The 23,007-nt window shown below is 70.5% G+C and carries 22 protein-coding genes; 16 read left to right on the forward strand and 6 right to left on the reverse strand.

Features of this window, described 5'->3' with window-relative positions; translation table 11 throughout:
* The first annotated feature begins 12 nt into the window (after positions 1-12).
* The 13 genes from KY661_RS15580 (at position 13) to purB (ending at position 14,912) form a co-directional block, all read left to right on the forward strand.
* The gene (locus tag KY661_RS15580) at positions 13-324 is read left to right on the forward strand and encodes a YlxR family protein (RefSeq protein WP_075007047.1); all 312 of its coding nucleotides are present in this window, start codon (positions 13-15) and stop codon (positions 322-324) included.
* 99 nt (positions 325-423) lie between these two features.
* Positions 424-3,627, forward strand: coding sequence for a translation initiation factor IF-2 (gene infB, locus KY661_RS15585; protein ID WP_225410941.1), 3,204 nt, complete (start codon positions 424-426; stop codon positions 3,625-3,627).
* Positions 3,628-3,708: 81 nt separating this feature from the next.
* Positions 3,709-4,308: a DUF503 domain-containing protein gene (locus tag KY661_RS15590; protein WP_225410942.1), complete on the forward strand. Its 600-nt coding sequence runs from the start codon at positions 3,709-3,711 to the stop codon at positions 4,306-4,308.
* On the forward strand, positions 4,305-4,664 hold the full coding sequence (rbfA, locus tag KY661_RS15595; protein WP_075006849.1) for a 30S ribosome-binding factor RbfA: 360 nt from the start codon (positions 4,305-4,307) through the stop codon (positions 4,662-4,664). Before KY661_RS15590 ends, rbfA begins: the two co-directional genes overlap by 4 nt.
* Before the next feature lie 35 nt (positions 4,665-4,699).
* Complete coding sequence (gene truB, locus KY661_RS15600; protein ID WP_225410943.1) at positions 4,700-5,569, forward strand: tRNA pseudouridine(55) synthase TruB; 870 nt, start codon at positions 4,700-4,702, stop codon at positions 5,567-5,569.
* Positions 5,570-5,581: 12 nt separating this feature from the next.
* The gene (locus KY661_RS15605) at positions 5,582-5,884 is read left to right on the forward strand and encodes a hypothetical protein (RefSeq protein ID WP_225410944.1); all 303 of its coding nucleotides are present in this window, start codon (positions 5,582-5,584) and stop codon (positions 5,882-5,884) included.
* Between the two features lie 125 nt (positions 5,885-6,009).
* Entirely contained in the window at positions 6,010-6,279 is a 270-nt protein-coding gene (gene rpsO / locus KY661_RS15610; RefSeq protein ID WP_075006846.1) for a 30S ribosomal protein S15, read from the forward strand.
* A gap of 362 nt (positions 6,280-6,641) precedes the next feature.
* Positions 6,642-8,801, forward strand: coding sequence for a polyribonucleotide nucleotidyltransferase (pnp, locus tag KY661_RS15615; RefSeq protein WP_225410945.1), 2,160 nt, complete (start codon positions 6,642-6,644; stop codon positions 8,799-8,801).
* Positions 8,802-8,966: 165 nt separating this feature from the next.
* A complete protein-coding gene (locus tag KY661_RS15620; protein WP_225410946.1) occupies positions 8,967-9,773 on the forward strand; it encodes a hypothetical protein in 807 nt (268 codons plus the stop codon).
* 11 nt (positions 9,774-9,784) lie between these two features.
* Positions 9,785-10,795, forward strand: a complete 1,011-nt coding sequence (locus KY661_RS15625; protein WP_225410947.1) for a M23 family metallopeptidase — start codon at positions 9,785-9,787, stop codon at positions 10,793-10,795.
* A gap of 46 nt (positions 10,796-10,841) precedes the next feature.
* A complete protein-coding gene (dut, locus tag KY661_RS15630) occupies positions 10,842-11,300 on the forward strand; it encodes a dUTP diphosphatase (RefSeq protein ID WP_225410948.1) in 459 nt (152 codons plus the stop codon).
* Between the two features lie 96 nt (positions 11,301-11,396).
* Entirely contained in the window at positions 11,397-13,562 is a 2,166-nt protein-coding gene (locus tag KY661_RS15635; protein ID WP_225410949.1) for a protein kinase domain-containing protein, read from the forward strand.
* Between the two features lie 36 nt (positions 13,563-13,598).
* Complete coding sequence (purB, locus tag KY661_RS15640; protein ID WP_225410950.1) at positions 13,599-14,912, forward strand: adenylosuccinate lyase; 1,314 nt, start codon at positions 13,599-13,601, stop codon at positions 14,910-14,912.
* A 3-nt stretch (positions 14,913-14,915) separates the two neighbouring features.
* Here purB and KY661_RS15645 read toward each other — a convergent pair whose 3' ends face one another.
* Together KY661_RS15645 and KY661_RS15650 are read right to left on the reverse strand one after the other, a co-directional pair.
* A complete protein-coding gene (locus KY661_RS15645) occupies positions 14,916-15,872 on the reverse strand; it encodes a phosphoribosylaminoimidazolesuccinocarboxamide synthase (RefSeq protein WP_225410951.1) in 957 nt (318 codons plus the stop codon).
* Between the two features lie 41 nt (positions 15,873-15,913).
* Entirely contained in the window at positions 15,914-16,471 is a 558-nt protein-coding gene (locus KY661_RS15650; RefSeq protein WP_225410952.1) for a hypothetical protein, read from the reverse strand.
* Between the two features lie 79 nt (positions 16,472-16,550).
* Here KY661_RS15650 and KY661_RS15655 point away from each other — a divergent pair, with 79 nt between their 5' ends.
* Positions 16,551-17,285 carry an RNA methyltransferase gene (locus KY661_RS15655; RefSeq protein WP_225410953.1) on the forward strand — a complete coding sequence of 245 codons (735 nt, stop codon included), beginning with the start codon at positions 16,551-16,553 and terminating at the stop codon, positions 17,283-17,285.
* Between the two features lie 39 nt (positions 17,286-17,324).
* On the opposite strand, the gene KY661_RS15660 is transcribed toward KY661_RS15655, so the two are convergent.
* The 3 genes from KY661_RS15660 to KY661_RS15670 form a co-directional block, all read right to left on the reverse strand.
* Positions 17,325-17,597, reverse strand: coding sequence for a vegetative protein (locus KY661_RS15660; RefSeq protein WP_093516349.1), 273 nt, complete (start codon positions 17,595-17,597; stop codon positions 17,325-17,327).
* Positions 17,598-17,732: 135 nt separating this feature from the next.
* Complete coding sequence (locus KY661_RS15665) at positions 17,733-18,878, reverse strand: S1C family serine protease (RefSeq protein WP_225410954.1); 1,146 nt, start codon at positions 18,876-18,878, stop codon at positions 17,733-17,735.
* A gap of 95 nt (positions 18,879-18,973) precedes the next feature.
* Positions 18,974-19,276 (reverse strand): hypothetical protein, encoded by a 303-nt coding sequence (locus KY661_RS15670; RefSeq protein ID WP_225410955.1) that lies wholly within the window; start codon positions 19,274-19,276, stop codon positions 18,974-18,976.
* A gap of 101 nt (positions 19,277-19,377) precedes the next feature.
* Between KY661_RS15670 and KY661_RS15675 the strand changes: the two genes are divergently transcribed.
* Both KY661_RS15675 and KY661_RS15680 read left to right on the forward strand, forming a co-directional pair.
* On the forward strand, positions 19,378-20,460 hold the full coding sequence (locus KY661_RS15675) for a CFI-box-CTERM domain-containing protein (protein WP_225410956.1): 1,083 nt from the start codon (positions 19,378-19,380) through the stop codon (positions 20,458-20,460).
* 11 nt (positions 20,461-20,471) lie between these two features.
* Positions 20,472-21,044, forward strand: a complete 573-nt coding sequence (locus KY661_RS15680) for a redoxin domain-containing protein (RefSeq protein ID WP_398577196.1) — start codon at positions 20,472-20,474, stop codon at positions 21,042-21,044.
* Between the two features lie 24 nt (positions 21,045-21,068).
* Here KY661_RS15680 and KY661_RS15685 read toward each other — a convergent pair whose 3' ends face one another.
* On the reverse strand, positions 21,069-22,964 hold the full coding sequence (locus tag KY661_RS15685) for an OmpA family protein (protein WP_450097572.1): 1,896 nt from the start codon (positions 22,962-22,964) through the stop codon (positions 21,069-21,071).
* Positions 22,965-23,007 lie beyond the last annotated feature (43 nt).

The raw sequence follows: 23,007 nt of genomic DNA on the forward strand, positions 1-23,007 counted from the left end.
CTGGGCCGGATGATGGGAACGCGCTCGAAGTCCCGTTCCGGCCCTCCGCAGGGCTCGCTTTTTGAGGGGCCCATCCGCAGTTGTATTGGCTGTGGGAGCCGTAAGGCCCAGGCCGAGTTGACCCGGGTCGCCTTGGACCCAGCGGGCGAGGTGGTGGTGGACAAGGAGAGGCGGTTGCCCGGCCGGGGCTCCTACCTCTGCGGTGCCGGATGTCTAACGGCAGCGCTCAAACGAAAGGCCTTCGGGCGTGCTTTTCGTGGGAAGGCGGGCAAGGTTGACCCGTCGAAGCTCGGGCAGGCGTGGGAGCTTGTTCCGGGGCCTTGAGGGGTGGGGTGGGGGAGTGGGTGTTAAAGACCACTCACACACATTTTTGGATTAGGGTGCTGCGCCCCGGAGTCGGCGGAGCAGAAGGCCAAGCAACGTATGTCGAAGAAGCGCGTTCACGAAATCGCGAAAGAGCTCAAGGGCCACGGCATTGAGCTCGACAACAAAGAGGTCGTCACCGAGCTGGCGGGGCTTGGGTACGACGTCAAGAGCCATTCGTCCTCTCTCGATGACGATCAGGCGACGGCTGCGGTCCAGAAGATCTTGGACAAGCGCAAGCCCAAGCAGGCCGCCGCGCCTGTCACGGCCAAGGGGTTCGTGGTGCGCCGCAAGGTCGGCCCCCCCACGGGCTCGGGGGCTTACGACGCCTCTCAGGAGCAGCAGCAGGCCGCCCACGAGGCTGCTTCGCTGCCTCCCGAGCCTGCCTACGAGGCTCCCGGCACCGAGGCCTCGGCCCCGGAGCCCGTGGCCGAGACGGCCCCTGCCGCGCCGCCGGAGCCCGTGACGGAGGCTCCCAGGGCCGCCGCGCCCGTGGCCCCGCCGGAGTCTGCTGCCGAGGCTCCCAAGGCCGCCACGCCCGTGGCCTCGCAGGAGCCTGCCGCCGAGGCTCCCAAGGCCGCCGCGCCCGTGGCTTCGCAGGAGCCTGCTGCCGAGGCTCCCAAGGCCGCTGCGCCCGTGGCCTCGCAGGAGCCTGCCGCCGAGGCTCCGAAGGCCGCTGCGCCCGTGGCTCCGCCCGCGGCGCCTGCGGCCCCCGTGCAGCCGCCCATGGCGGCTCAGCCTCGCTCCCCTGTTCAGGAAAGGACCCACTTGCCCACAAACCCTCCTTCGCGCAATCCAGTAGCGCCTTCTGTCCGGACGCCCGGCACGCAGGCGACTGTGATTTCCCGTCCTCCTCCGGGAGGCGGTATGCCGGGCCGCCCTGGCGGCCATCAGGGAGGCCGTCCCACGGGACCGGGAGGCCGTCCGGGAGGACCGTCGCACGGCGGCCGTCCGGGAGGACCTGGGCAGCGTCCGGGAGGACCGCCGTACAGCAGCAGCCGGCCTGGCAGCCAGGGCCCGGTGCGTCCCACGGTCTCCACGGCGCCGGGTTCGCCCTCGGCTCCGGGTGCGCAGGCCTCGGGTCAGCCCCAGAACGTCACCATGGTGGGCGGCATCCCGCACGCGCCCACCGCGCCGGACGCCCGCGCGCTGCGCCCCACGGCCACTCAGGCCGTCGTCATCTCGCGCCCGCTCATCCAGGTGCGCCGCGTCACGCCGACCACGTCCTCGGCCAAGCAGTACCCGATGGCGCCCGGCAAGAAGGCCATCGGCGAGGTGCGTGAGTTCAAGGTCGTTCCGGATCATGCCGGCCGGGGCCGCGAGCTCGTCGACGTCTCGAAGAACAAGGACAAGACGCCGCGCAAGAGGGGCGGTCCGAACGACACGTCCATCTCCAAGCAGGAGCTGACGGACCTGGCCTGGGGCCGCGTCAATATCCCCCTGCGTGGCAAGAAGAAGAAGCCCACGAAGAAGGGCGCCAAGACGCAGATCACCCAGATGGCCGAGGACAAGAAGGTCATCAAGCTCCAGGAGGGCATCAGCGTGTCCGACCTGGGCCAGCGCATGGGTGTGCGCAACTCGGACATCATCAAGAAGCTGATGGGTCTGGGGAAGATGGCGACCGCCAACCAGATGGTCGACGCGGACACGGTGGAGATCATCGCCAGCGACTACGGCTGGAAGGTGGACCGCGTGGGCTTCGAGGTGGAGGACTACCTGCCCGAGGTGGAGGCCCGTCCCGAGGATGCGCGCACGCGTCCCCCGGTGGTCACCGTCATGGGTCACGTCGACCACGGCAAGACGAGCCTCCTGGACGCCATCCGCGCGGCCAACGTGGCCTCGGGTGAGGCCGGCGGCATCACCCAGCACATCGGTGCCTACAGCGTCACCACGGCCCGCGGCGACATCACCTTCCTGGACACGCCGGGCCACGAGGCCTTCACGTCCATGCGCGCCCGCGGCGCCAACGTGACGGACATCGTCATCCTGGTGGTCGCCGCCGACGACGGCGTGATGCCTCAGACGATCGAGGCCATCAAGCACGCCAAGGCCGCCGAGGTGCCCATCGTCGTGGCCCTCAACAAGATGGACGTGCCGGGCGCCAACCCGGACCGCGTGAAGAAGGACCTGGCCAACCACGAGCTGGTGCCCGAGGAGTGGGGTGGTGACACCATCATGGTGCCCGTCTCCGCCAAGCAGAAGATGGGCATCGACCTGCTCTTGGAGAACGTCGTCCTCCAGGCCGAGGTGCTCGAGCTGACGTCCAACCCCAGCCGTCCGGCGGTGGGCGCCATCATCGAGGCCAAGCTGGACCGCGGCCGGGGCCCCGTGGCCACGGTGCTGGTGCAGGAGGGCACGCTGCGGCTGGGCGATGCCGTCGTCACCGGGACGGACTACGGCCGCGTGCGCGCCATGAACAACAGCCGCGGCGAGTCGGTGAAGGAAGTGCTGCCCGGCTACTGCGCGGAGGTCATCGGTCTGTCCGGTGTCCCTACCGCCGGCGACACCATCAACGTGGTGGCGGACGAGAAGGCGGCCAAGCAGATCGCCGAGCACCGCGGCATGAAGTCGCGCCAGACGGAGCTCAGCAAGGTCAGCCGCGAGACGCTGGATCAGCTCTTCGCCAAGACGAAGGCGGGCGGCGGTCCGAAGGAGCTGCGCGTCGTCATCAAGGCGGACGTGCAGGGCTCGGCCGAGGCCGTGAAGCAGGCGGTGCAGAAGCTCACCACCCACAAGGTCAAGGTGGAGGTCATCGACACCGGCGTGGGCGCCATCACCGAGTCGGACGTCATGCGTGCGGCCGCCTCGAAGGGCGTGGTGCTCGGCTTCAACGTCAAGCCGGAGTCGGGCGCGGAGTCCGCCGCCAAGGCCGAGGGCGTGGATCTGCGCAGCTTCAGCATCATCTACGAGCTCATCGACGGGGTGCGCTTGTCGATGGAAGACCTCCTGGAGCCCATCCGCACCGAGCGGAAGCTGGGCCGCGCCGAGGTCCGCAACACGTTCAACGTGCCGAAGCTGGGCACCATCGCGGGTGCGGCGGTGCTCGACGGCGTCATCAAGCGCGGCTCGTTCGTGCGCCTCATGCGCGAGAACAAGCAGCTGTTCGCCGGGAAGATGGCGTCCCTGCGGCGCTTCAAGGACGACGTCAAGGAAGTGGCTCAGGGCTTCGAGTGCGGTATCGGCATCGAGAACTTCAATGATCTCAAGGCCGGCGACATCATCGAGGCGTACGAGATCGAGGAGACCCGTCAGAGCCTGACGTAACCCTTCGTTGTTGCCTTCGGAGCTGTCCACCGGTGGCCCCGGCGGCTGGCCTTGTGCCGCCGCCGGGCGGAGGGTTTTTTCATGTTCGTGTGTGTCGCGCGTCTGACGCTGCAAATTCCCGAGAGCGGCTCCCTCAAGGCGAAGCGCCAGGTGCTCCGCCGGGTCACGGACCGGGTGAAGGCCCGGTTCAACGTCGCCGTCGCCGAGGTAGACGACCAGGACCTCTGGCAGAAGGCGTCCATCGCGCTGGCGGTGGTGGGCAATGAGAGCCGCCACGTGGATGAGCAGATGGAGAAGATCATCCACTTCGTGGAGGAGATGTACGTCGCCCCCCTCATCTCCCGGCAGAAGGAGATGATGGCCTTTGGCGACCAGCTCTACCCGCACGAGGTGGCGGCCTTGCCCCCGTCCTCCCGTGGGGCCGGGGCGGAGGACGAAGAGGACGGCGGGGAAACAGAAGCAGAGCCGCAGGGCTTGAGCCCGGATGAGCTGATTGCCAGCTTGAACCGGGGAGAGCGGTCCATGGCCGAGGCGGAAGGCCTGGGCGACTGGGAGCGGCGGCACGATGGGCGGGAGGGCGCGAGCAAGCCCGCGCCACCGGCGGGAGCGCCACGGACGTTGGATGAAGCCCGGGCACGCGCGCGCTCCCTGCGCAACCCCCGGGATTGGGAGAAGAAATGACGACGCATTCCCGACCGGAGCGTGTGGGCCAGGAAATCCAGGCCGCTATTGGCCAACTGCTCACCCGGGGCGAGCTGAGAGATCCACGCATCGGTTTCATCACCATCACCGGGGTGAAGGTGTCCCCGGACCTGCGCGTGGCCCGCGTCTTCTATTCGATGATGGGCACCGACAAGGAGCGCGAGGAGACCCAGAAGGGGCTGGAGGCCGCCAAGGGCTTCGTGCGCCGCGAGGTGACCTCCGCGGTCAACCTGCGGGTGTCCCCCGAGATTTTCTTCTCCTTCGATGAGTCCGTGGGCGAGGGCGACAAGATCGACCGCCTGCTGCGCGAGGTGAAGCAGAAGGAAGGCTGGTAGCCACGGCGCCCGGCATCCGGGAGGATAGGCACGTCATGGACGGAGTCCTGGTCGTCGATAAGCCCTCGGGTCCCACTTCTTTCGACGTGGTGCGTCAGGTGCGCACGCTGTTGAAGGTCAAGAAGGTGGGGCATACCGGTACCCTGGACCCCATGGCCACGGGCGTGCTGCCCATCTGCCTGGGGGAGGCCACCAAGGTGGCCGGCTTCGTCACCGAGGGGGACAAGGCCTACGAGGCCACGGTGCACCTGGGGGTGGAGACGGATACCCAGGACGCCGAGGGCAAGGTGGTCGCCGAGGCGCCCGTGCCCCCGCTGACGGCCGCGCTGGTGGAGAACGCGCTGGCCTCCTTCCGGGGCACCTTCGCGCAGGTGCCGCCCATGTACTCGGCGGTGAAGGTGGCCGGCAAACGGCTCTATGAGCTGGCGCGCGCGGGCGAAGAGGTGGAGCGGGCCAGCCGCCAGGTGACGGTCTACGAGCTGACCCTGCGGGACTTCTCCGCCACGCAGCTGCGGCTCTCGGTGCGCTGCTCCAAGGGGTTCTTCGTGCGCACCCTGGCCTATGACATTGGCCGGGCGCTGGGCTGCGGGGCGCACCTCACGGCGCTGCGCCGCACGGCCAGTGGGCCCTTCGTCCTGGCCCAGGCCCTGCCCCTGGCGGAGCTGCCCGCGCTGGCGCAGGACCGGGAGGCGATGGCGCGCAAGCTGCTGCCCCTGTCGGCGGCGCTGACGCACCTCCCCGAGCTGCGGGTGAGCGCCGAGGCCGCCGTGCGCGTCTCCCACGGCGTGCCGCTGGAGGCTCTGCCCCTGCCCGGCCGCATCCGGGTGGTGGGGCCCGAGGGGGCGCTCCTGGCCGTGGCCGAAGTCATCCGGGGGCGGTTGAGTTACCTGCGCGTGCTGGTCTGACTCAGGGGGGATGTGGCCCGGGCACTCGACATCACCGTGGTGCTCTCGCCGGTGCTCCGGAGCGTCTTCGACGGCCGCTCCACGGTGAGCCTGAGCCTGCCCGCCACGGCGCAGGTGGGGGACGTGGTAGAGTCGCTGCTCAACCTCTACCCCCGGGCCAAGGCGTTCCTGGCCGGAGACCTGAAAAACCCGGGAGGCCGCTTCCTGCACGTCGCGACGGCCTCCGGCGGCCAAGGGCTCGCTGCCGGACAGAAAGTGTACCTGCTGACCTTGTCCTGCCGCCCAGGAGACAACCGGGCAGGCCTGGAAGGTTGACCGGTTACGATGGCGAAGCTTATAAGCCCCCCCGCCCGTTAGTAGGCAAAGGCCCTGTCTGTACCCCTCCGCGGACTGAGGCGCCTCGGCAGTACCCCCGGAGTGGGAATCAAGAGAGAAGCCATATGTCGTTGCATCAGGAGCGTAAGTCCGAGCTGGTCACGAAGTTCCGGACCCATGAGTCCGACACGGGGTCCCCCGAGGTGCAGGTGGCGCTGCTGTCCGAGCGCATCAACATGCTCACCGAGCACTTCAAGACCCACAAGAAGGACCACCACTCCCGCCGCGGTCTGCTGAAGCTGGTGGGTCAGCGCCGCCGTCTCCTGGACTACCTCAAGTCCAAGGATACGAACCGGTACAAGAAGCTCATTGATGGCCTCGGTATCCGCAAGTAGGCACATCGCAGTTTTCGGGGCGCTGGTGAATGCCAGCGCCCCGTTCGTTTGTTGGTAGCGGGTTCGTTGAAAAGAGTCGGGGCGGCGAAGGAGCAAGGGCGGGGTGGGGCTGGAGGTTTTGGTTTCCGTTCGAGAGGGCTGACCTGTGGGTCGGCCCCTTCGATCAGGGATCAAAAGTTCCGCAACATCCCTCCGGCGCACCTCCAAGCGCCCCCAGTGCAGTCAGGTTGCGGTTGCCCGATTCCGCCTGTCCAAGGCCCGGCGACCGCTCATCACGTGAGGCCCTTCTGGGGCGTGGACTCCCCTCGCGGGTGCGAGGCGGGACGCGCCGGATGGAGCCTTCAGGAAGCAAAGGCAAGGACATGCTGAAGAAGAGCGTCAAGATTGGTGACAGTGAGCTGAGCATCGAAGTGGGCCGTCTGGCCAAGCAGGCCGACGGCGCCGTCGTGGTGCGCTACGGCGACACGATGCTGCTGGTGACGGCGGTGAGCGCGCGCGAGAAGAAGGACATCGACTTCCTGCCGCTCACGGTGGAGTACCAGGAGAAGCTGTACTCGGCCGGCCGCATCCCCGGCAGCTACTTCAAGCGCGAGGGCCGCCTCACCGAGAAGGAGACCCTGGCGAGCCGTCTGGTGGACCGCTCCTGCCGGCCGCTGTTCCCGGAAGGCTACGCGTACGAGACGCAGATCATCGCCAGCGTCGTCTCCGCGGAGCCGGACAACGAGGGTGACATCCACGGCATCACCGGCGCCTCCGCGGCGCTGTGGGTCTCGGACATCCCGTTCAACGGCCCCATCGCCGGCATCCGCGTGGGCCGCGTGGACGGCAAGTTCGTGGCCAACCCCACGATGAAGCAGCGCGAGCAGAGCGACATCGACCTGGTCATGGCGGTGAGCCGCGAGGCCATCGTCATGGTGGAAGGTGGCGCCGAGGAAGTGGGCGAGGCGGACATGGTGGCCGCGCTCGAGTTCGGCAAGCAGGCCGTTCAGCCCGCGCTGGACATCCAGGACGAGCTGCGCCGCGAGCTGAACAAGACGGTGCGCGCGTACGACAAGCAGGTCTCCATCGACGAGGGGCTCAAGGCCAAGGTGCGGGAGCTGGCCTGGGACGGCATCGTCAAGGGCTACACCATCAAGGAGAAGGCGGCCCGCTACGACGCGCTCGGCAAGGCGAAGAAGGAGACCATCGCCAAGCTCAAGGAGCAGCTCGGCGAGGGTTACACCCCCACCCTGGAGAAGCACGCCAAGCAGGTGGTGGAGGACCTGAAGTACGAGCACATGCGGCAGATCACCGTGGACGGGGGCCGCATCGGCGCCCGTGGCCACGCCGAGGTGCGCTCCATCACCTGCGAGGTGGGCGTGCTGCCGCGCACCCACGGCAGCGCGGTGTTCACCCGTGGCGAGACGCAGGCGCTCGTGGTGGCGACGCTGGGCACCAGCGACGACGAGCAGCGGCTGGAGCTCTTGGGCGGCATGGTCTTCAAGCGCTTCATGCTGCACTACAACTTCCCGCCGTTCAGCGTGAACGAGACGAAGCCCCTGCGCGGCCCCGGCCGGCGCGAGGTGGGCCACGGCGCCCTGGCCGAGCGCGCCCTGCGCAACATGGCGCCCAAGAGCGACAGCTTCCCGTACACCATCCGCCTGGTGTCGGACATCCTGGAGTCCAACGGCTCCTCGTCCATGGCCTCGGTGTGCGGTGGCACCCTGGCGCTGATGGACGCGGGCGTGCCCATCAAGGCCCCCGTGGCCGGCATCGCCATGGGCCTGGTGAAGGAGGGCGACAAGATCGCCATCCTCTCGGACATCCTCGGTGACGAGGACCACCTGGGCGACATGGACTTCAAGGTGTGCGGCACCTCGAAGGGTATCACCTCCATCCAGATGGACATCAAGATCACCGGCCTCACCACGGAGATCATGAGCCGCGCGCTGGAGCAGGCGCGTCAGGGCCGCCTCCACATCCTGGGCGAGATGCTCAAGACGATGGCGGAGCCGCGCAAGGAGATCAGCCAGTACGCCCCGCGCATCACCACCATCCAGATCCGTCCCGAGTACATCAAGAACGTCATCGGGCCGGGCGGCAAGGTCATCAAGGACATCATCGCGCGCACGGGCGCCGCGATTAACATCGAGGACTCGGGCCGCGTGGACATCGCCAGCGCGAACTCGGACTCGGTGAAGGCCGCCATCGCGATGATCCAGGCGCTCACGCGCGAGGCCGAGATCGGGAAGATCTACACCGGCACCGTGCGGAAGATCGCCGAGTTCGGCGCCTTCGTGGAGCTGTTCCCGGGCACCGACGGCCTCATCCACATCTCCGAGCTGTCCGACAAGCGCGTCAAGAGCGTCTCGGACGTGCTCAACGAGGGCGACGAGGTGCTGGTGAAGGTCGTCAGCATCGACAAGACGGGCAAGATCCGCCTGTCGCGCAAGGAGGCGATGGCCGAGCGCGCCGCCGCCCAGCAGACGCCGCCCCCGGGCGAGGGTGCCCCTACGGCCACCCAGCCGGACGCGAAGGCCTAAGCGGCCCTGCCGGCACGCTCCCTCCGGGGAGCCACCGCGCCCTCTCCTGCTCCGGCGGGGGAGGGCGTTCGCGTTTCCAGGGGGGGCTTGGCACGCGGGAGGAGGGCGGGGAAAGATCCTCCCGGCCGCTCGCGCGTTGAAGGCGGGCCCGCTCCTGGAGCCCCCGTGTCCCTGCGCCCGTTGACGCCTCCTTCCGCGCCCGCCGGTCCCCTGGCGGGGCTCTCGCGCTTCGTGGGCGGCTTCCGCTGGGCCTTCATGCCGCTGGGGCTGCTCAGCCTCATCGCCGTGGGCGTCCATGCCGCGACGGACACGGTGGATGACCGGCTGCTCACGCTGGTGGATGGGCTGGATGCCGCGTTCGACCGGTGGGTGGGCGGCTCCTCGTGGACGGAGGGGTGGGTGGACCTCCTGTCGCTGGAGCGGCGCACCCAGCTCGCGCGGGGCCTCGCCCTGGCGTGGGAGCTGGCCGTGGACCTGGTGCTGGCCCTGCCCGCGCTGGGCTACCGGGAGTCCCGGCCCCCTCAAGAGGAGGAGGAGCCCTGGCGCAAGTACCTCCCGCCCCGGGCGGGGAAGCCGGGCTGGAAGGCGCTCTTCGCGCGCTCGCTGCGCCAGCCCACCACGGTCCGGTGGGTGCGTCCGCTGGCCACGGCGGCCGTGGTGCTCGCCGGGGCGTGCTCGGTGGCGCGGCTCGTCCAGGGCACGGTGTATCTGTCCTGGCGGGAGCTGTTCGGGGAGGGCGCGGCGGATGTGGCGGCGCGGGGGCTGGCGCTCGCGGCGCTGGGCGGCCTCCTGGCGACGCTGGGCTGGCGCGCGGTGCTGCGAAACCTTCAGCACGCGGATGCCGCCTCGCAGGCGCATGTCCGCTCCCGGTGGCAGGCCTTCACGTATGGCCTGGTGGGCTCGGTGCTGGTGGTGCCCCTGGCCCTCGCGGCGGTGCGGGATGCCGCCCCCGTTCTCTCGTTCCTGCGCTGAGGAGGGGGCCCGTGTTCTCGCACCGTGCCAGAGGGCTGCTCGACTTCACGATGGCCCTCCTCTGTCTCTGGGCGGCCTACCACCACACGCCCGCGGGGGCGCTGGTGCGGCGGGGGGCGGCCTGGGCCTTTCGCACCCAGAGCACCGCGCGCCCCTTGCTGGCCTACTACGAGGGGGTGAGCAGCGCGGGCGTGGCGGCGGCCGCGCTCGTGCCGGAGGCGCCCTTGTCCCGGGCGCTCTCCCACGAGGAGGCCCTCGCCTATGGCACCCACCTGGCGCTGAAGGGGCTGAAGCCCTCCGCGCGCCGGGAGGTGATGGCGCTCGCCCAGGAAGTGGGGGTGCCTCCGTTGTCGCTGCTGGATGCCGAAGGGGGCCCGGCGGCGGCCCGGGCGCTCCACGAGGCCCTCGGGGCGGACTTTCCCGACCCGCAGGCCCGCCTCACGGCCGTGTTCGCCGGGCGTGTTCCCGCGCGCTACGCGGTGGAGCGGGTGGGGGCGGAAGGCGGGGCCCTCACGCTGGAGCGGCTGGCCCAGCAGCTTCCCCCAGGGTTCGAGGACGCGAAGGTGGCGGCCACCCAGACGCTGGCGCTCACCACCGCGTTCGGGCTGGGGTGGCCGGTGCCGGAGTCCACCCGCATCTCCAGCCCCTTCGGCTACCGCGTCCACCCCACGCTGGGCACGCGGAAGCTGCACACGGGGGTGGACCTGGGCGTCCCCATCGGGACGGAGGTGCGCACGGTGGCGGAGGGCACGGTGCGCCGCGCGAGCGAGGACGCCGTGAACGGCAAGGTGCTCCTCATCGACCACGGCAGCGGGGTGACGACCGCCTACTGTCACAACTCGGAGCTGCTGGTGCGCCCGGGGCAGCGCGTGGCGCGCGGCGAGCCCATCGCCCGCTCGGGCAACACGGGCCGGTCGACCGGCCCCCACCTGCACTACCAGCTCGAGCTGTCCGCGCAGGCGGTGGATCCGCTGCGCTTCCGGGTCCGGAAGCAGGCGGTCGCCGGCTCGCCCCCGCCCTGAGGCCGCGAATCTGACAGGTGTAGGGACGTGTGTTACTTGGAATGACATGCCTTCGTCCTTGAGCCTGCAGGTGCGCCGTGTGCGCCCGGACCACCCCACGCCCTTGCCGTTGCCGCGCTACGAGACGGCGCTCGCGGCGGGGATGGACCTGCGGGCGGACATCGAGGGGACGCGGACGCTGCGGCCCTTCGAGCGCCTGGCGGTGCCCACCGGGCTCGCCCTCGCGTTGCCCCCGGGCTACGAGGGGCAGGTGCGCCCGCGCTCGGGCCTGGCGCTCAAGCACGGCATCACCCTGCTCAACGCGCCGGGCACCATCGACGCGGACTACCGGGGCGAGGTGCAGGTCATCCTGGTGAACCTCTCGCAGGAGCCTTTCACCCTGAGCCGGGGGGACCGGATTGCCCAGCTCGTGGTGGTGCCCGTGTCCACCGTGGAGATTCAGGAGGTCTCCGTCCTGGAAGTCACGCCCCGGGGCGAGGGGGGCTTCGGCTCCACTGGACGATGAAACACGGCCGTTCCTTGCGGACCTGGGTACGGGCAGGATAGGGAATGACGCGGGCTGTCGGCCAAGGGCCCGTATGGATTTTGGAGCCCCCCCTCCGTGCTCTGCTACCGCTGCGGCAGCCACGTCCCTGACACGAGCGAGACCTGCCCGACCTGCGGCCAGAAGTACGACGCGGCCCGGCAGGCGGCGGGAGGCCCCGCGCGCCGCCGCAGTGGCTCCGAGAACGCGCCCTACAAGCCGGGAGACATCATCGCGGGACGCTTCACCATCCAGGAATGGGTGGGCAGCGGCCCGCTGGGCCACGTCTTCCGCGTGCTGGACCAGGCGCACGGCGTGGAGGTGGCCCTCAAGGTCATCAGCCCCCGGCTGTTGCAGGAGCCCGAGGAGCGGACCCAGTTCGCCCTGGCGCTCCGGGTGGGCAAGAAGCTCAACCACCCGAACCTGCTGCGCGTGTACGAGGAGGGCACCGACCGGGAGCGGCCCTTCTTCACCACGCAGATCGTGGAGGGCATGACGCTGCGCCGGATGATGGAGGGGCGCGCGGCGAAGGGGCAGCCCTTCACGCTCCGGGAAGTGGAGCCGCTGCTGGCGCAGCTCGCCTCCGCCATCGACGCCGCGCACCGGTACGGCCCCCACTCGGACCTCAAGCCCGAGAACATCATCGTCCTGCCGGACATGCTCAAGGTGACGGACTACGGGCTCGCCCTGGGGATTCCGCGCCCGCCGTTCGTCCAGGCCCAGAAGGGCCACCGCGTGGAGGGGTACATCGCCCCTGAGTACGTCTCCGGAGGGGAGATCGACACGCGGATGGACCTCTACTCGCTCGCGGCCATCGTGGGCGAGATGCTCACCGGGCTCACCCCCGATGGGGATGGGGTGCCGGAGCTCCTGGCGAAGAATCCGGACCTTCCGCCCGCCTTCGAGGCCATCTACCGGCGGACGCTCAACGCCAACCCGCTCGCCCGGCCGAAGACGGCGGGGGAATTCTCCGCCGAGGTCTCCGCCATCGTGGCGCGCAGTCCGGGGGCCCCGAGCCGCCCCTCGCGGAGCATGCCCCCGGTGCGCCAGGCGGAGAAACCGCCGCCGCCGGTTCCCACGGATCAGCTCCCCATCCCCTCCATGTCCCCCCGGGGAGGACAGCGGCCGGAGCCTCCCTCCGAGGCCACCCAGCCGATGGACGCGGAGATGCTGGCCGCCATCATGGCCGCCACCCCCGCGGCTTCCAGTGCGCGCAAAGCGGACGTGCCGGAGCCGCCGGTCCGCGCCGGTGGGGCCAGCGCGCCGGTGGCCAGTCCTCCCGGGGAGCCCCGGCCCGCGCCCGAGCCGCGTGCCAGCAAGCCTCACCCGGCCCCTCGGCCCGCCGTGGCCGCGCCGCCTCCCGCCGCCAGCCCTCCCATGGTGCCCCCGGCGCCTCCTGCGCCCCGGGCGCGCCCGAAGGGCCCGGCCCGGGGCAAGCGGGACACGGGGGAGCGCCGCCGCTTGCTCCTGTGGCTGGCGCTGCTGACCGTCGCGGGGTTGGTGACGGGCTCGGCCGTGGGCTATCTGCTGCTGAAGCGGCTGCGTCCGGCGCCCGCGCCCGGGGCGGTGGGGACGCCGTCCCTGCCCGCGCCTGCGGCCCCGCGTCCTCAGGCGCCGCCGCCCCGGCAGAGCCCCCCGGCCGTGGCGATGGCCCCCTCGGGGAGCTGTCCTCCGGGGATGAAGCTGGTGAGCGGAGGGGCCTTCAAGATGGGCACCGCGCCGGATGATCCGGACCAGGCCTCCGATGAGCGTCCGCTCGAGAGCCGGCAGGTGCCCTCCTTCTGTGTGGACGAGTTCGAGCACCCCAACCAGGCCGGGGCACTGCCCACCGTCAACGTCAGCTGGCTGGAGGCGAAGGATGCCTGCCAGAACGCGGGCAAGCGGCTGTGCACGGAAGAGGAGTGGGAGAAGGCGTGCAAGGGCGCGGGCAACGCGCGCTTCCCCTACGGCAACACGTTCGATGCGGACCGCTGCAGCACCGACGACGCGGCGGGCACGGACCGGGTGCTGGCCGAGGCGGGCCGGTTCCCGCAGTGCCGCTCCTCGTACGGGGTCGCGGACCTCTCGGGCAACGTGGCGGAGTGGACGGCCACGCCGTACGCCGGGGGCGCGGACATGACGCAGAAGGGCGGGGCGTTCAACCGCTCGGCGTTCGCGGTGCGCTGCTCGGCGCGGCTCAACGGGCTTCCCTCGGCACGCTCGGGCACGGTGGGGTTCCGCTGCTGCGCGGGGCTGCAGCCATGACTCTGGCAGTCCATTCATTTCCATAAAGGTCGACGCGTGATTCCTCGATACAGCCGGCAGGAGATGTCCTCCCTTTGGTCCGATGTGGCCCGCTTGCGCCGCTGGCGCGACGTGGAGCTCACGGCGCTGGAGGGCATGGTGGAGGCAGGGCTCGCCCCGCGCGAGGCGCTGGACGACTGCCGGGCCAAGGCCGGGGACTTCACCCCCGAGGACGCCGCGCGCATCGAGGAGATTGAGCGCACCACCAAGCACGACGTCATCGCGTTCCTGACGTTCATGGAGGAGCGGGTGGGGCCGAGCGCCCGCTGGCTGCACCTGGGCATGACGTCCTCGGACGTGCTGGACACCTCGCTGGGGCTCACGCTGCGCGACGCGTTGGATCTCATCCTGAAGGGCCTGGGGCGGGTGATGGCCGCGGTGGAGAAGCGCGCCTTCGAGCACCGGCTCACGGTGATGATGGGGCGCAGCCACGGCATCCACGCCGAGCCCATCACCTTCGGCCACAAGCTGGCCATCTGGTACGACGAGCTGAGCCGGGGCCGGGCCCGGCTGGAGCGGGCGCGGGAGAGCATCGCCGTCGGCAAGATTTCCGGCGCGGTGGGCACCTTCGCGCACCTGCCGCCCGCGGTGGAGGAGACCGTGTGCCGCAAGCTGGGCCTGCACCCGGCCCCGGCCTCCAGCCAGATTGTCCAGCGGGACCGGCACGCGGAGTTCTTCGGGGCGCTGGCCCTCCTGGGCGCCAGCATCGAGAAGTTCGCGGTGGAGATCCGCCACCTGCAGCGCACGGAGGTGCGCGAGGTGGAGGAGGCCTTCACGCCGGGGCAGAAGGGCTCCAGCGCCATGCCGCACAAGCGCAACCCCATCCTGTCGGAGAACCTGTCGGGGCTGGCGCGGCTGCTGCGCGGCTACGCGGTGAGCGCGCTGGAGGACGTGGCGCTGTGGCACGAGCGGGACATCTCCCACTCCTCCGTGGAGCGGGTGATTGGGCCGGATGCCACCATCGTCATGGACTTCATGCTCCACCGCTTCGCGGGGCTGATGGAGAACCTGCGCGTCTACCCCGAGCAGATGCAGAAGAACCTGGAGCTGCTCGGCGGCGTGGTGAACTCGCAGCGCATCCTGCTGGAGCTGGCGCGCAAGGGCATGGACCGGCAGGCCGCCTACGTCATCGTCCAGCGCAACGCGATGAAGATGTACGAGGAGGGGGCGGACTTCCGCACGGCCCTCCTCGGGGACGCGGACCTGCTGAAGGTGATGACGCCCGAGGAGATCCGCGACTGCTTCTCCACGGGCTACCACACGCGGCACGTGGACGACATCTTCCGCCGGGTGTTCGGCCGCACCGCGTAGCGGCTACAGGTAGCGGCCCGCGCGCAGGTTCTTCTCGATGCGCGCGTGGACATCGCCCGGCTCCAGCGGGAGCGCGCCGCCGGTGATGCGCGCGTAGGCCGAGAGGTACTTCTCGGCCAACTCCACGCGCACGCCGTCGGGGATTGGCGGGGGCGTGCCCTGGCCCGAGAAGTTCCGCTCGCGGATGAGCCACTGGCGGATGTTCTCCTTGTCGAGCATCCGCTGGTCCTCGCCCTGGGCGAAGCGCGCCTCGTACTCGTCCGCCACCCAGTAGCGGCTGGAGTCCGGGGTGTGCATCTCGTCGATGACGTAGATTTCGTCGCCCACCTTTCCGAACTCGTACTTGGTGTCCACGAGGATGAGCCCCTTCTCGCGGGCCTGGCGCTGGCCCTCGGCGAACAGCCCCAGGGCGGCCTCGGAGAGCCGGGCCCAGTCGCGGGGGCTCGCCAGCCCCTTGGCGAGGAGGGCCGCCTCGGAGATGGGCTCGTCGTGCTGCCCGTACTCGGCCTTGGTGGAGGGGGTGATGAGCGGGGTGGGGAAGCGCTCGTCCTTGCGCAGCCCCTCCGGGAAGGGCAGGCCGTAGGCGGTGTGCGTGCCCTTCTGGTAGTCGCGCCACAGGCTGCCGGTGAGGTAGCCGCGCACCACCATCTCGATGGCGAAGGGCTGGCACGCGCGGGCCACGGTGACGTTGGGGTCCGGCACATCCAGCACGTGGTTGGGGATGATGTGCCGGGTCTTCTCGAACCAGAACGTCGCCAGCCGGTTGAGCACCTCGCCCTTGAAGGGGATGGTGGTCAGCACGTGATCAAACGCGGACAGCCGGTCGGTGGTGACCAGGATGAGCCGGCCGTCCTTCCGGTAGGTGTCGCGGACCTTGCCCTGGTAGTGCGTGCCCAGCGCGGGCAGGTGGGTCTGCCGCAGGGTGTGAGAGAGCTGCGCGTGGAGAGCGGACGTGTTCACGAGGCGCCTCGGGACCCGCGGGTTTGCGGGTGGCGCGGACTCTACTGGACGCCCACCGCAGGGGAAGCAGGACCTGAGGCCGCCGCCAGATAGAGGAAGGCGGGGTTGATGCGCAGGATGCCGTCCACGTAGGCGACCGCGTACGGGGCGCCCGGGACACGCTCCACCTGCACGGGCCCGGCGGGCTGGATCTGCCAGTGGGTCAGCAGGGTGCGCGCCACCAACTCGGCGGCCTCGCGCTCGGACAGCCCCTGGAGGCTGTCCCGGCGGTCATCCTGCCAGGGCTCGCCCACGCGGCCATCGAAGGCCAGCTGCATCGCCCCGCCCGTCTCGGGCGACTGGAGCAGGTCCATCCGGGCCTCGAAGCCCGGCGCCGCCACCAGCTCCCCGTTCTGGGTGATGGGGAAGAGGACGAGGGCCTGCGCCGCGCGTCCCGCCTCGTGCTCGGACAGCCGGGCCAGCTCCCGGAACAGCTCCAGGCGCGTGGAGGCGGACTCGAACTCGAGCGCTTCCGGCGAGCCCGTGAGGGCCTGGCGTGCGCTGGGCGCCGTGCGCGCGGGGGAGCCTGCGCCGCCACAGGCGACGAGGACGAGAGACATGAGAAGTGCGGGGACCCAGCGACGCATCAGGCGGGAATATACCGATCACCGCCCGGGGCATCCAGCTAAACTCCAGGGTATGGGGCTGGGCGAGCAGTTGACCGTTGTCCTTCATCAGACGCGTTCTCCCGACAACCTGGGGGCCGTGGCCCGGGTGATGGCGAACTTTGGGTTTTTCCGCCTCGTGCTGTCGGATCCCGCCACCTACGCCTTCCGGGGCGCCGAGCGGCTCGCCGTCAAAGGGGAGCAGGTGCTGGAGCGGATGGCGGTGGCCCGGGAGCTGCCCGAGGCCTTGGCGGAGTGCGTGTACGCCGTTGGCACCACCTCTCGTACCCAGCTCAAGGGCCGCGTTCCGCTCACGCCAGAACAGGCGGCGCGGCGGCTCTCGGAGGAGAGCGCCCGGGGCCGGGTGGCACTGGTGCTGGGAGGAGAGCAGCGGGGCCTGTCCGACGCGGAGCTGGCGGTGTGCGCGGATGTCCTCGTCATCCCGACGAGTGAGGTGCAGCCCTCGATGAACCTGGCCCAGGCGGCCAGCGTGCTGCTGTACCTGTGTGGCCGGGAGGGGGCTCAGCCCGCGCCGCCGCCCGAGCCCGAGCCGGGGGCGCGCATGGGCACGCTCACCGCGCTGGGCACGCGAATGAACGAGGTGCTGCTGGCCTCGGAGTTTCTCAACCCGCAGGCGCCGGAGCACGTGCTGCGCGAGATGGAGCGGACGCTGCTTCGGGCGAAGCTGACCCAGCGCGAGGCGGAGCTGTGGCTCTCGGCCTTCAAGCACCTGGGGCGGGGGGTGAAGCGGGGCGCCTCGGCTTCCTGAGGGAAGGAGGCGCCCGGAGCTACAGGTGGGGCAACGGCGCTAGGCCGCCGCCTCCTTCTTGTAGGTCTCGGCGTAGTGCTTCTCGCACAGGCCGCCCTTGGAGGTCTTCGCGCGGCACTCCGGCTTGGAGCAGGTGCGGTAACGGGAGTGGGGCAGCTCCGCCTGACGCCACTTCTTGAAGTGGAAGAAGCAGTAGCCCTTGGCGCGGTAGGGGCGCTTGCAGCCCTCGACAGTGCACGCCTTCTTGCCACCGCCCTTGGCCGTACGCGGCCAGCTCTTGTGCGGATTGGTCTTCTTGGCTTCCTCGGCCATGGGATTCCTCTCTTGCGATGCGCGCCCGGACGCCACGCCAGGTGGCCCGTCAGGGTACGAAAAAGGCGCACTGTGTAGCGCCCATGCAAGGGGAACGCAAGCCGCGTCGCGGCCTGGAGGCCTCGGAAGCGCCGATCAGGGCGACCGGACGGGCTTGCTGGGGGGCGAGGGCCTGGCGGCCACGGGGGCCACGGGCGCCTGCTCCTCTGGCAGGTCCTCCAGGGTGACGCGGAGCTTCAGGGGGTGTCCGCCCCGGCGGACCTGCAGCACCACGCTCCGGCCCGCGCCCCGGGAGGACACCTGCCAGCGCAGCTTGTGGGCCCGGGCCACCGGCTGGGCGTTGACGGCCACGATGACGTCCCCGGCGCGCAGCCCCGCCCGGCCTGCGGGCCCTTCCTCCGCCACGCCCGAGACGACGACGCCCGGGCGCGAGCCCGCCAGCCCGAACTCCGAGACCATGCCCGGGGAGAAGTCCTCCACGGTGATGCCCATCCAGCCCCGGCGCACCTTGCCGTGGGCCTTCAGGTGCGGCAGCACCGCCTTGGCGATGTCGATGGGGACGGCGAAGCCGATGCCCTGGCCGGCCACGTTGACGGCGTTGGCGATGGCCACCACGTGGCCCTTCAAGTCCAGCACGGGCCCCCCGGAGTTACCCGGGTTGATGGACGCGTCCATCTGCATGTAGTCGAAGTCCCCGTCGCGCCCGTTGGGCGTCACCTCGGTGCGGCCCTTGTAGCTGACGACGCCCACCGTGACGGAGTGCGCCAGCCCGAACGGGTTGCCGATGACGACAATCCAGTCGGCCACCTCCACGCGCGAGGCCGAGGAGAGCTTCAGGGCGGGCAGCGGCCTGCCTGCCTGGATGCGCAGCAGCGCACAGTCCGTGCGGGCATCCGCGCCTACCACCTCGGCGGGAAACTCCTCGGCATACCCCCCGGGCGAGAGCACCGAGACGGTGATTTCCGAGGCCCCCTCCACCACGTGGTCGCTGGTGAGGATGTAGCCGTCCGGGTGGATGATGAAGCCCGAGCCGATGCCCTTCTGGGACTCCTCCTCGCCGGAGGCCTCGGTGCTCACCTGCCGGGTGGTGATGGAGACCACGGCGGGCATGGCGGACCGGGCCACCTGGCTGAGGGTGGAGCGCTGGGTGTGCACTTCCTGACCCTTCGCCTCGAGCCAGAGCCGTTCGCTGCCCCGGCGCTGTGCTGCCACTGCGGGTGCCGCCATCCCCAGTGTGCATGCGACTGCCAGCAGCACGCCCTTCGCCTGAGTCCTCACCATGGACCGCCTCCACACCCCGACCGACCACCGTCTCGATCAAGCTAGGGAGGCGGACGCGGGCGCGGAAGCGGGAGGCGCCTGGGCGGCGGGGCTGCTTACTTCTTCTGGGCAATGATGCGATTCACCGCCGCGCGGTCCTCCGCGGTGATGCGCTCCCGGGGGCCCGCGGCTGTCTTCTGGCCGACAGCTTCCTGCGCATCGCCCAGGGCGCCCTCCAGCCCGCCCTTCACCCGCTCCACCCCATTTTTCATGCGGTCCATCTGCGAGGGGTGTGTGGTGCGCTTCCATGCCCGGTCCATGTGGTCCAGCGGCGTCCGCCCGTCGATCCGTCCCTTGGCCAGGAAGATGCCCAGTCCCACCGCGCACGCCGTCCACACCAGGAACTTCAGAATCCCCATGCGTTTACAGCCTCCTACCTCCTCGTACATCAAGGGGGCGGCCGGGGCCAGTTTTGGGGCACGGCGGGTTTCGGCGCTGACAGGGCCGGGAGGCACCCGTAATGTGGGCCGCCTTGCTGCCTGAAGACTTGTTCCAGGCCGCCCAGGCGAGGGCGGCACAGATGGGGGTGCGGCGGGAGGAGCTGCCCGTGGCGTTGGAGCGCTTGCGCGCGAACGCCTCGGCCCTGTTCGCCCGCATCCCCGAACCTCCCCTGTACCGGCGCGCCGAGGATCCGGCCCGCAAGGCGGCCGAGGCCCTGCTGCCGGACGTCGAGAAAGTCCTGGCCGAAGCCCTGGCCGTGACGCGCGAGCCGGAAGCCCCCGCGGCGGCGCACGGCATCCTCGCCGCGGTGCGGGCGCACGCCGAGGGGCTCTGCCACACGGTGGCGGGCCGCCTGGGGCCCGCGGAAGCGGCATGGCGGCTGGCGCTGACGCTGGAGCGGGCGGCGCACCCCACGCGCAACCTGGGCACGCGGCCGCTGGAGCTGCCCGCCGTGTACAACAAGCACACGGGCCTGTCGCGGTACGATCCCCAGTCGGCGCCTCAGGCGAAGGTGAAGCTCGCCTGCCCCAACACGGGGTGCAAGCGCATCAACGACTATGCGTTCACGGCGAGCCACGCCTACCACCGCCTCCTCTGCCCGGCGTGCAACACCCCCTTCAAAGCGTACTTTGGTGAGCTGCGGGGGCTGGAGGTGGAGCGGCTGAGCAGCTCCAACCGCTTCCGCTTCACGGTGGAGGAGCTGGGTAGCGGGGGCAACACCCGCATCGACTTCGAGGAGGCCAGCGGCGCCGAGTTCCCCGCGGCGCGGCGGGACTTGCTGGCGTTCCTCTACACGGAGGAGCCGAAGCTGAAGGTGGTGGTGAACGTCACCAACGGCCGGTTGATGTGGATCAGCCCGGCGGCCTCGTGCTTCGTGGCGACGGCGGCGTTCGGGCCCTGTGCGCCCGAGCTGGTGGCCTTCCGGGCCTTCCGGGACGAGGTGCTGAGCCAGCACGGGAGCGGCCGGGCCTTCATTCGGGGTTACTATCGATATGGCCCCTGGCTCGCGGGGTGGGTGGTCCGCCATCCGCGGGTGAAAGCGGGGGTGCGCGCGGTGCTGACGCTCGTGCACCGCCGCCTGACGAGGAAGGGTGACGCGTGACGGAGCCGGTGATGCAACCCCAGGAAACGCCGCCGCCCCGCCAGGGTGGGGGCGGTGGGAGCATGCCCAAGGCCCTGCTGGTGCTGTCTGCGGGGTTTGGGCTCGCGGGGATGGTGTACTTGGGCGTGATGGAGGCGCGGCGGGCCCGGCTGGTCCCGGATGGCGCCGCGCCCGAGTTCACGATGGAGCGCTACGAGGGCGGCTCCATGGCGCTGGAGGACCTGCGCGGCAAGGTGGTGATGCTCGACTTCTGGGCGACGTGGTGTGGCCCGTGCCAGGAGGAGATGCCCTCGCTGGTGAAGCTCGCCAAGGAGTACGAGGGCCAGGGGCTGGCCTTCGTCGCGGCCAGCCGGGATGACGCCGACGTGGCGCCCCGCGTGGTGGCGGACTTCGTCAAGCGGCGCCTGCCGGATCTAGGGCCTTACGTGGTGTACGCGGGGGATGACATCGCGCGGGCCTACCGCGTGGAGGCCCTGCCCACGCTCTACTTCCTGGACCGCGAGGGCAAGGTGACGGACGCGGTGCGCGGCGCGATGTCCGAGGCCGCCATCCGTCAGCGCATCGAACGGGCGCTCAAGCCCTGAGCGTCCGGGCCCCCCGCCCGAGCCTCACGGCTTGGGCGCCGCGGGGGCCGGGCTCGGAGCGGGCTTGGCAGGCGCGGGCGCCGCCGGGGCCGGGGCCGGGCTCGGCGCGGGTGCAGGCGCCGCCGGGGCCGGACTGGGCGCCGGTGCCGCGGGAACCTGAATCTCCCGGGGCGCGGTCTCCACCTCGGACTTCACGAGACGGAACTCGACGCGGCGGTTCTTGGCGCGGCCCAGCGGCGTGTCATTGGTCGCGATGGGCTGGTCGAAGCCGAAGCCCTTGGAGCTCAGGCGCTTGCGGTCGATGCCCTTGCTGACGAGGTAGTCCAGAACGGCCTTGGCGCGGCGCTGGGACAGGTCGACGTTGTAGTTGCGCGAGCCCACGTTGTCGGTGTGGCCCTCGATGAGGACGGGGCCGAGCGTGGGGTTGCGCCGGAGCACGGTGGCCACCTCGTCCAGCAGCTTGAACGACTGCTTCTGGATCTTCGCCTGGCCCGTCTCGAAGAGGATGTTGCCCTTGATGCGGATGCGGTCGGACTCGACGAGCACGAAGGGCGGCGAGTCATAGGGGCACCCGTTGTTCTCCGGCGGGCCGGACAGCTCCGGACAGTCATCCACGTTGTCGGGCACCTCGTCGCCGTCGGAGTCCGGGCACCCGTCGTACTCCTTGGGGCCGGGCTTGTCGGGGCACGCATCCAGCACGTCGGGGATGCCGTCACCATCGGTGTCCTGATCCTCGGGGCACCCGCGATGCTCCACGGTGCCGGGCTTGTTCGGGCACCGGTCCTCGCCGTCGGAGATGCCATCGCCGTCATTGTCCGCATCGAGGCAGCCGTCATCGTCCTGGTACCCGTCGCGGTCCTCCCGCTCGGTGGGGCACTTGTCGACGGAGTCGGGGACGCCGTCGCCATCGCTGTCGGGCTCGAAGCCGGACCGGTCGTAGTTCACGGCGAAGGTGATGCGGAGATCCTCGCGCCCGTACCCACCGCGCAGGCCCATGCCCCGGCCCACGTTCAGCGCGATGCCCCAGGGGCCCGCCACCCGGGTGCGCACGCCGGCGAGCACCTCCCAGGGCGTCTTCAGCGAGTCGGCCTGGCTAAAGTTGAAGGGGGCGGAGGCGGGCGTGGACAGGTGCATCTCGCCCACCACCTGCACGTCGGTGAACCGGCCCATGTTGGGCAGGTCCACCACGGCACCCGCCCCCAGGGTCAGCTCGTCATCCACGTAGAGGTTGAGGTACTGCGTGGCCTTGCGGAAGCGCCAGCCCAGGTTGCCGAGCAGCCGCACCGGGCCAAAGGCCCGCTCCACCGCGAGCCGCGGGGCCACGAGCACGCCGCGCTCGCCCATGAAGCTGCCGCCATTGCCGGTGGGCAGCCGCACCTCGCCCACGAGGGCCAGGCCCACGGGGAACGTCTCGGGGTCCAGCAGGGAGACCCGGGGGAGCAGGCGCACATCCCCCATGCCGGCACGGCTCACGCCCGCGGCGCCCGGGAAGTCCGGCGCATTCAGCGCCTCGCCCAGCAGTCCGAACCGGTTGCCCTGGATGACCGTGAAGGGCAGGTCCAGCGCCAGCTCCAGCCTCCGGTTCAGCTGGTAGGCGAACAGGGCATGTGCGTCGAGCCGGTAGGGCAATAAATTGCCCAACTTCTCGTCCCCGAGCTTGAGCGACAGGACGTGAAGGTTGAAGTCGAGCGCGATGGCAGCATGCAGGCTGCCAGGGGGCAGAGACCGGGCACCCTCCAGTGCGATGCCGCGCGACTGCGCAGCGGCAAGCTTGACGGGGACAATGTCGAAGCTCCGGGCAAAGGGCTCAGGGTCAGCCCAGGCCGCCATACCTCCAGTGAAGCAACACAGGATCGCGAGCGCCGCCGCGATGCCGCGAAGGAGTGGCCGCCGGACGGGCTCAGGGAGCAGACCTCGCATGGAGGGCGCTTATAGCGCCCGTCTCGCAGGGGCGGAAGAAAAG

This window comes from Allostigmatella hybrida (assembly GCF_020103775.1).
Classification (GTDB): Bacteria; Myxococcota; Myxococcia; order Myxococcales; family Myxococcaceae; genus Hyalangium; species Hyalangium aurantiaca.

What these genes read in the sequence shown, in the direction of transcription:
- KY661_RS15580 (WP_075007047.1), top strand. Translation starts at nt 13, where the DNA reads ATGGGAACGCGCTCGAAGTCCCGTTCCGGCCCTCCGCAGGGCTCGCTT.
- infB (WP_225410941.1), top strand. Translation starts at nt 424, where the DNA reads ATGTCGAAGAAGCGCGTTCACGAAATCGCGAAAGAGCTCAAGGGCCAC.
- KY661_RS15590 (WP_225410942.1), top strand. Translation starts at nt 3,709, where the DNA reads ATGTTCGTGTGTGTCGCGCGTCTGACGCTGCAAATTCCCGAGAGCGGC.
- rbfA (WP_075006849.1), top strand. Translation starts at nt 4,305, where the DNA reads ATGACGACGCATTCCCGACCGGAGCGTGTGGGCCAGGAAATCCAGGCC.
- truB (WP_225410943.1), top strand. Translation starts at nt 4,700, where the DNA reads ATGGACGGAGTCCTGGTCGTCGATAAGCCCTCGGGTCCCACTTCTTTC.
- rpsO (WP_075006846.1), top strand. Translation starts at nt 6,010, where the DNA reads ATGTCGTTGCATCAGGAGCGTAAGTCCGAGCTGGTCACGAAGTTCCGG.
- pnp (WP_225410945.1), top strand. Translation starts at nt 6,642, where the DNA reads ATGCTGAAGAAGAGCGTCAAGATTGGTGACAGTGAGCTGAGCATCGAA.
- dut (WP_225410948.1), top strand. Translation starts at nt 10,842, where the DNA reads ATGCCTTCGTCCTTGAGCCTGCAGGTGCGCCGTGTGCGCCCGGACCAC.
- KY661_RS15650 (WP_225410952.1), bottom strand. Translation starts at nt 16,471, where the DNA reads ATGTCTCTCGTCCTCGTCGCCTGTGGCGGCGCAGGCTCCCCCGCGCGC.
- KY661_RS15655 (WP_225410953.1), top strand. Translation starts at nt 16,551, where the DNA reads ATGGGGCTGGGCGAGCAGTTGACCGTTGTCCTTCATCAGACGCGTTCT.
- KY661_RS15660 (WP_093516349.1), bottom strand. Translation starts at nt 17,597, where the DNA reads ATGGCCGAGGAAGCCAAGAAGACCAATCCGCACAAGAGCTGGCCGCGT.
- KY661_RS15665 (WP_225410954.1), bottom strand. Translation starts at nt 18,878, where the DNA reads ATGGTGAGGACTCAGGCGAAGGGCGTGCTGCTGGCAGTCGCATGCACA.
- KY661_RS15670 (WP_225410955.1), bottom strand. Translation starts at nt 19,276, where the DNA reads ATGGGGATTCTGAAGTTCCTGGTGTGGACGGCGTGCGCGGTGGGACTG.
- KY661_RS15675 (WP_225410956.1), top strand. Translation starts at nt 19,378, where the DNA reads ATGTGGGCCGCCTTGCTGCCTGAAGACTTGTTCCAGGCCGCCCAGGCG.
- KY661_RS15680 (WP_398577196.1), top strand. Translation starts at nt 20,472, where the DNA reads ATGCAACCCCAGGAAACGCCGCCGCCCCGCCAGGGTGGGGGCGGTGGG.
- KY661_RS15685 (WP_450097572.1), bottom strand. Translation starts at nt 22,964, where the DNA reads ATGCGAGGTCTGCTCCCTGAGCCCGTCCGGCGGCCACTCCTTCGCGGC.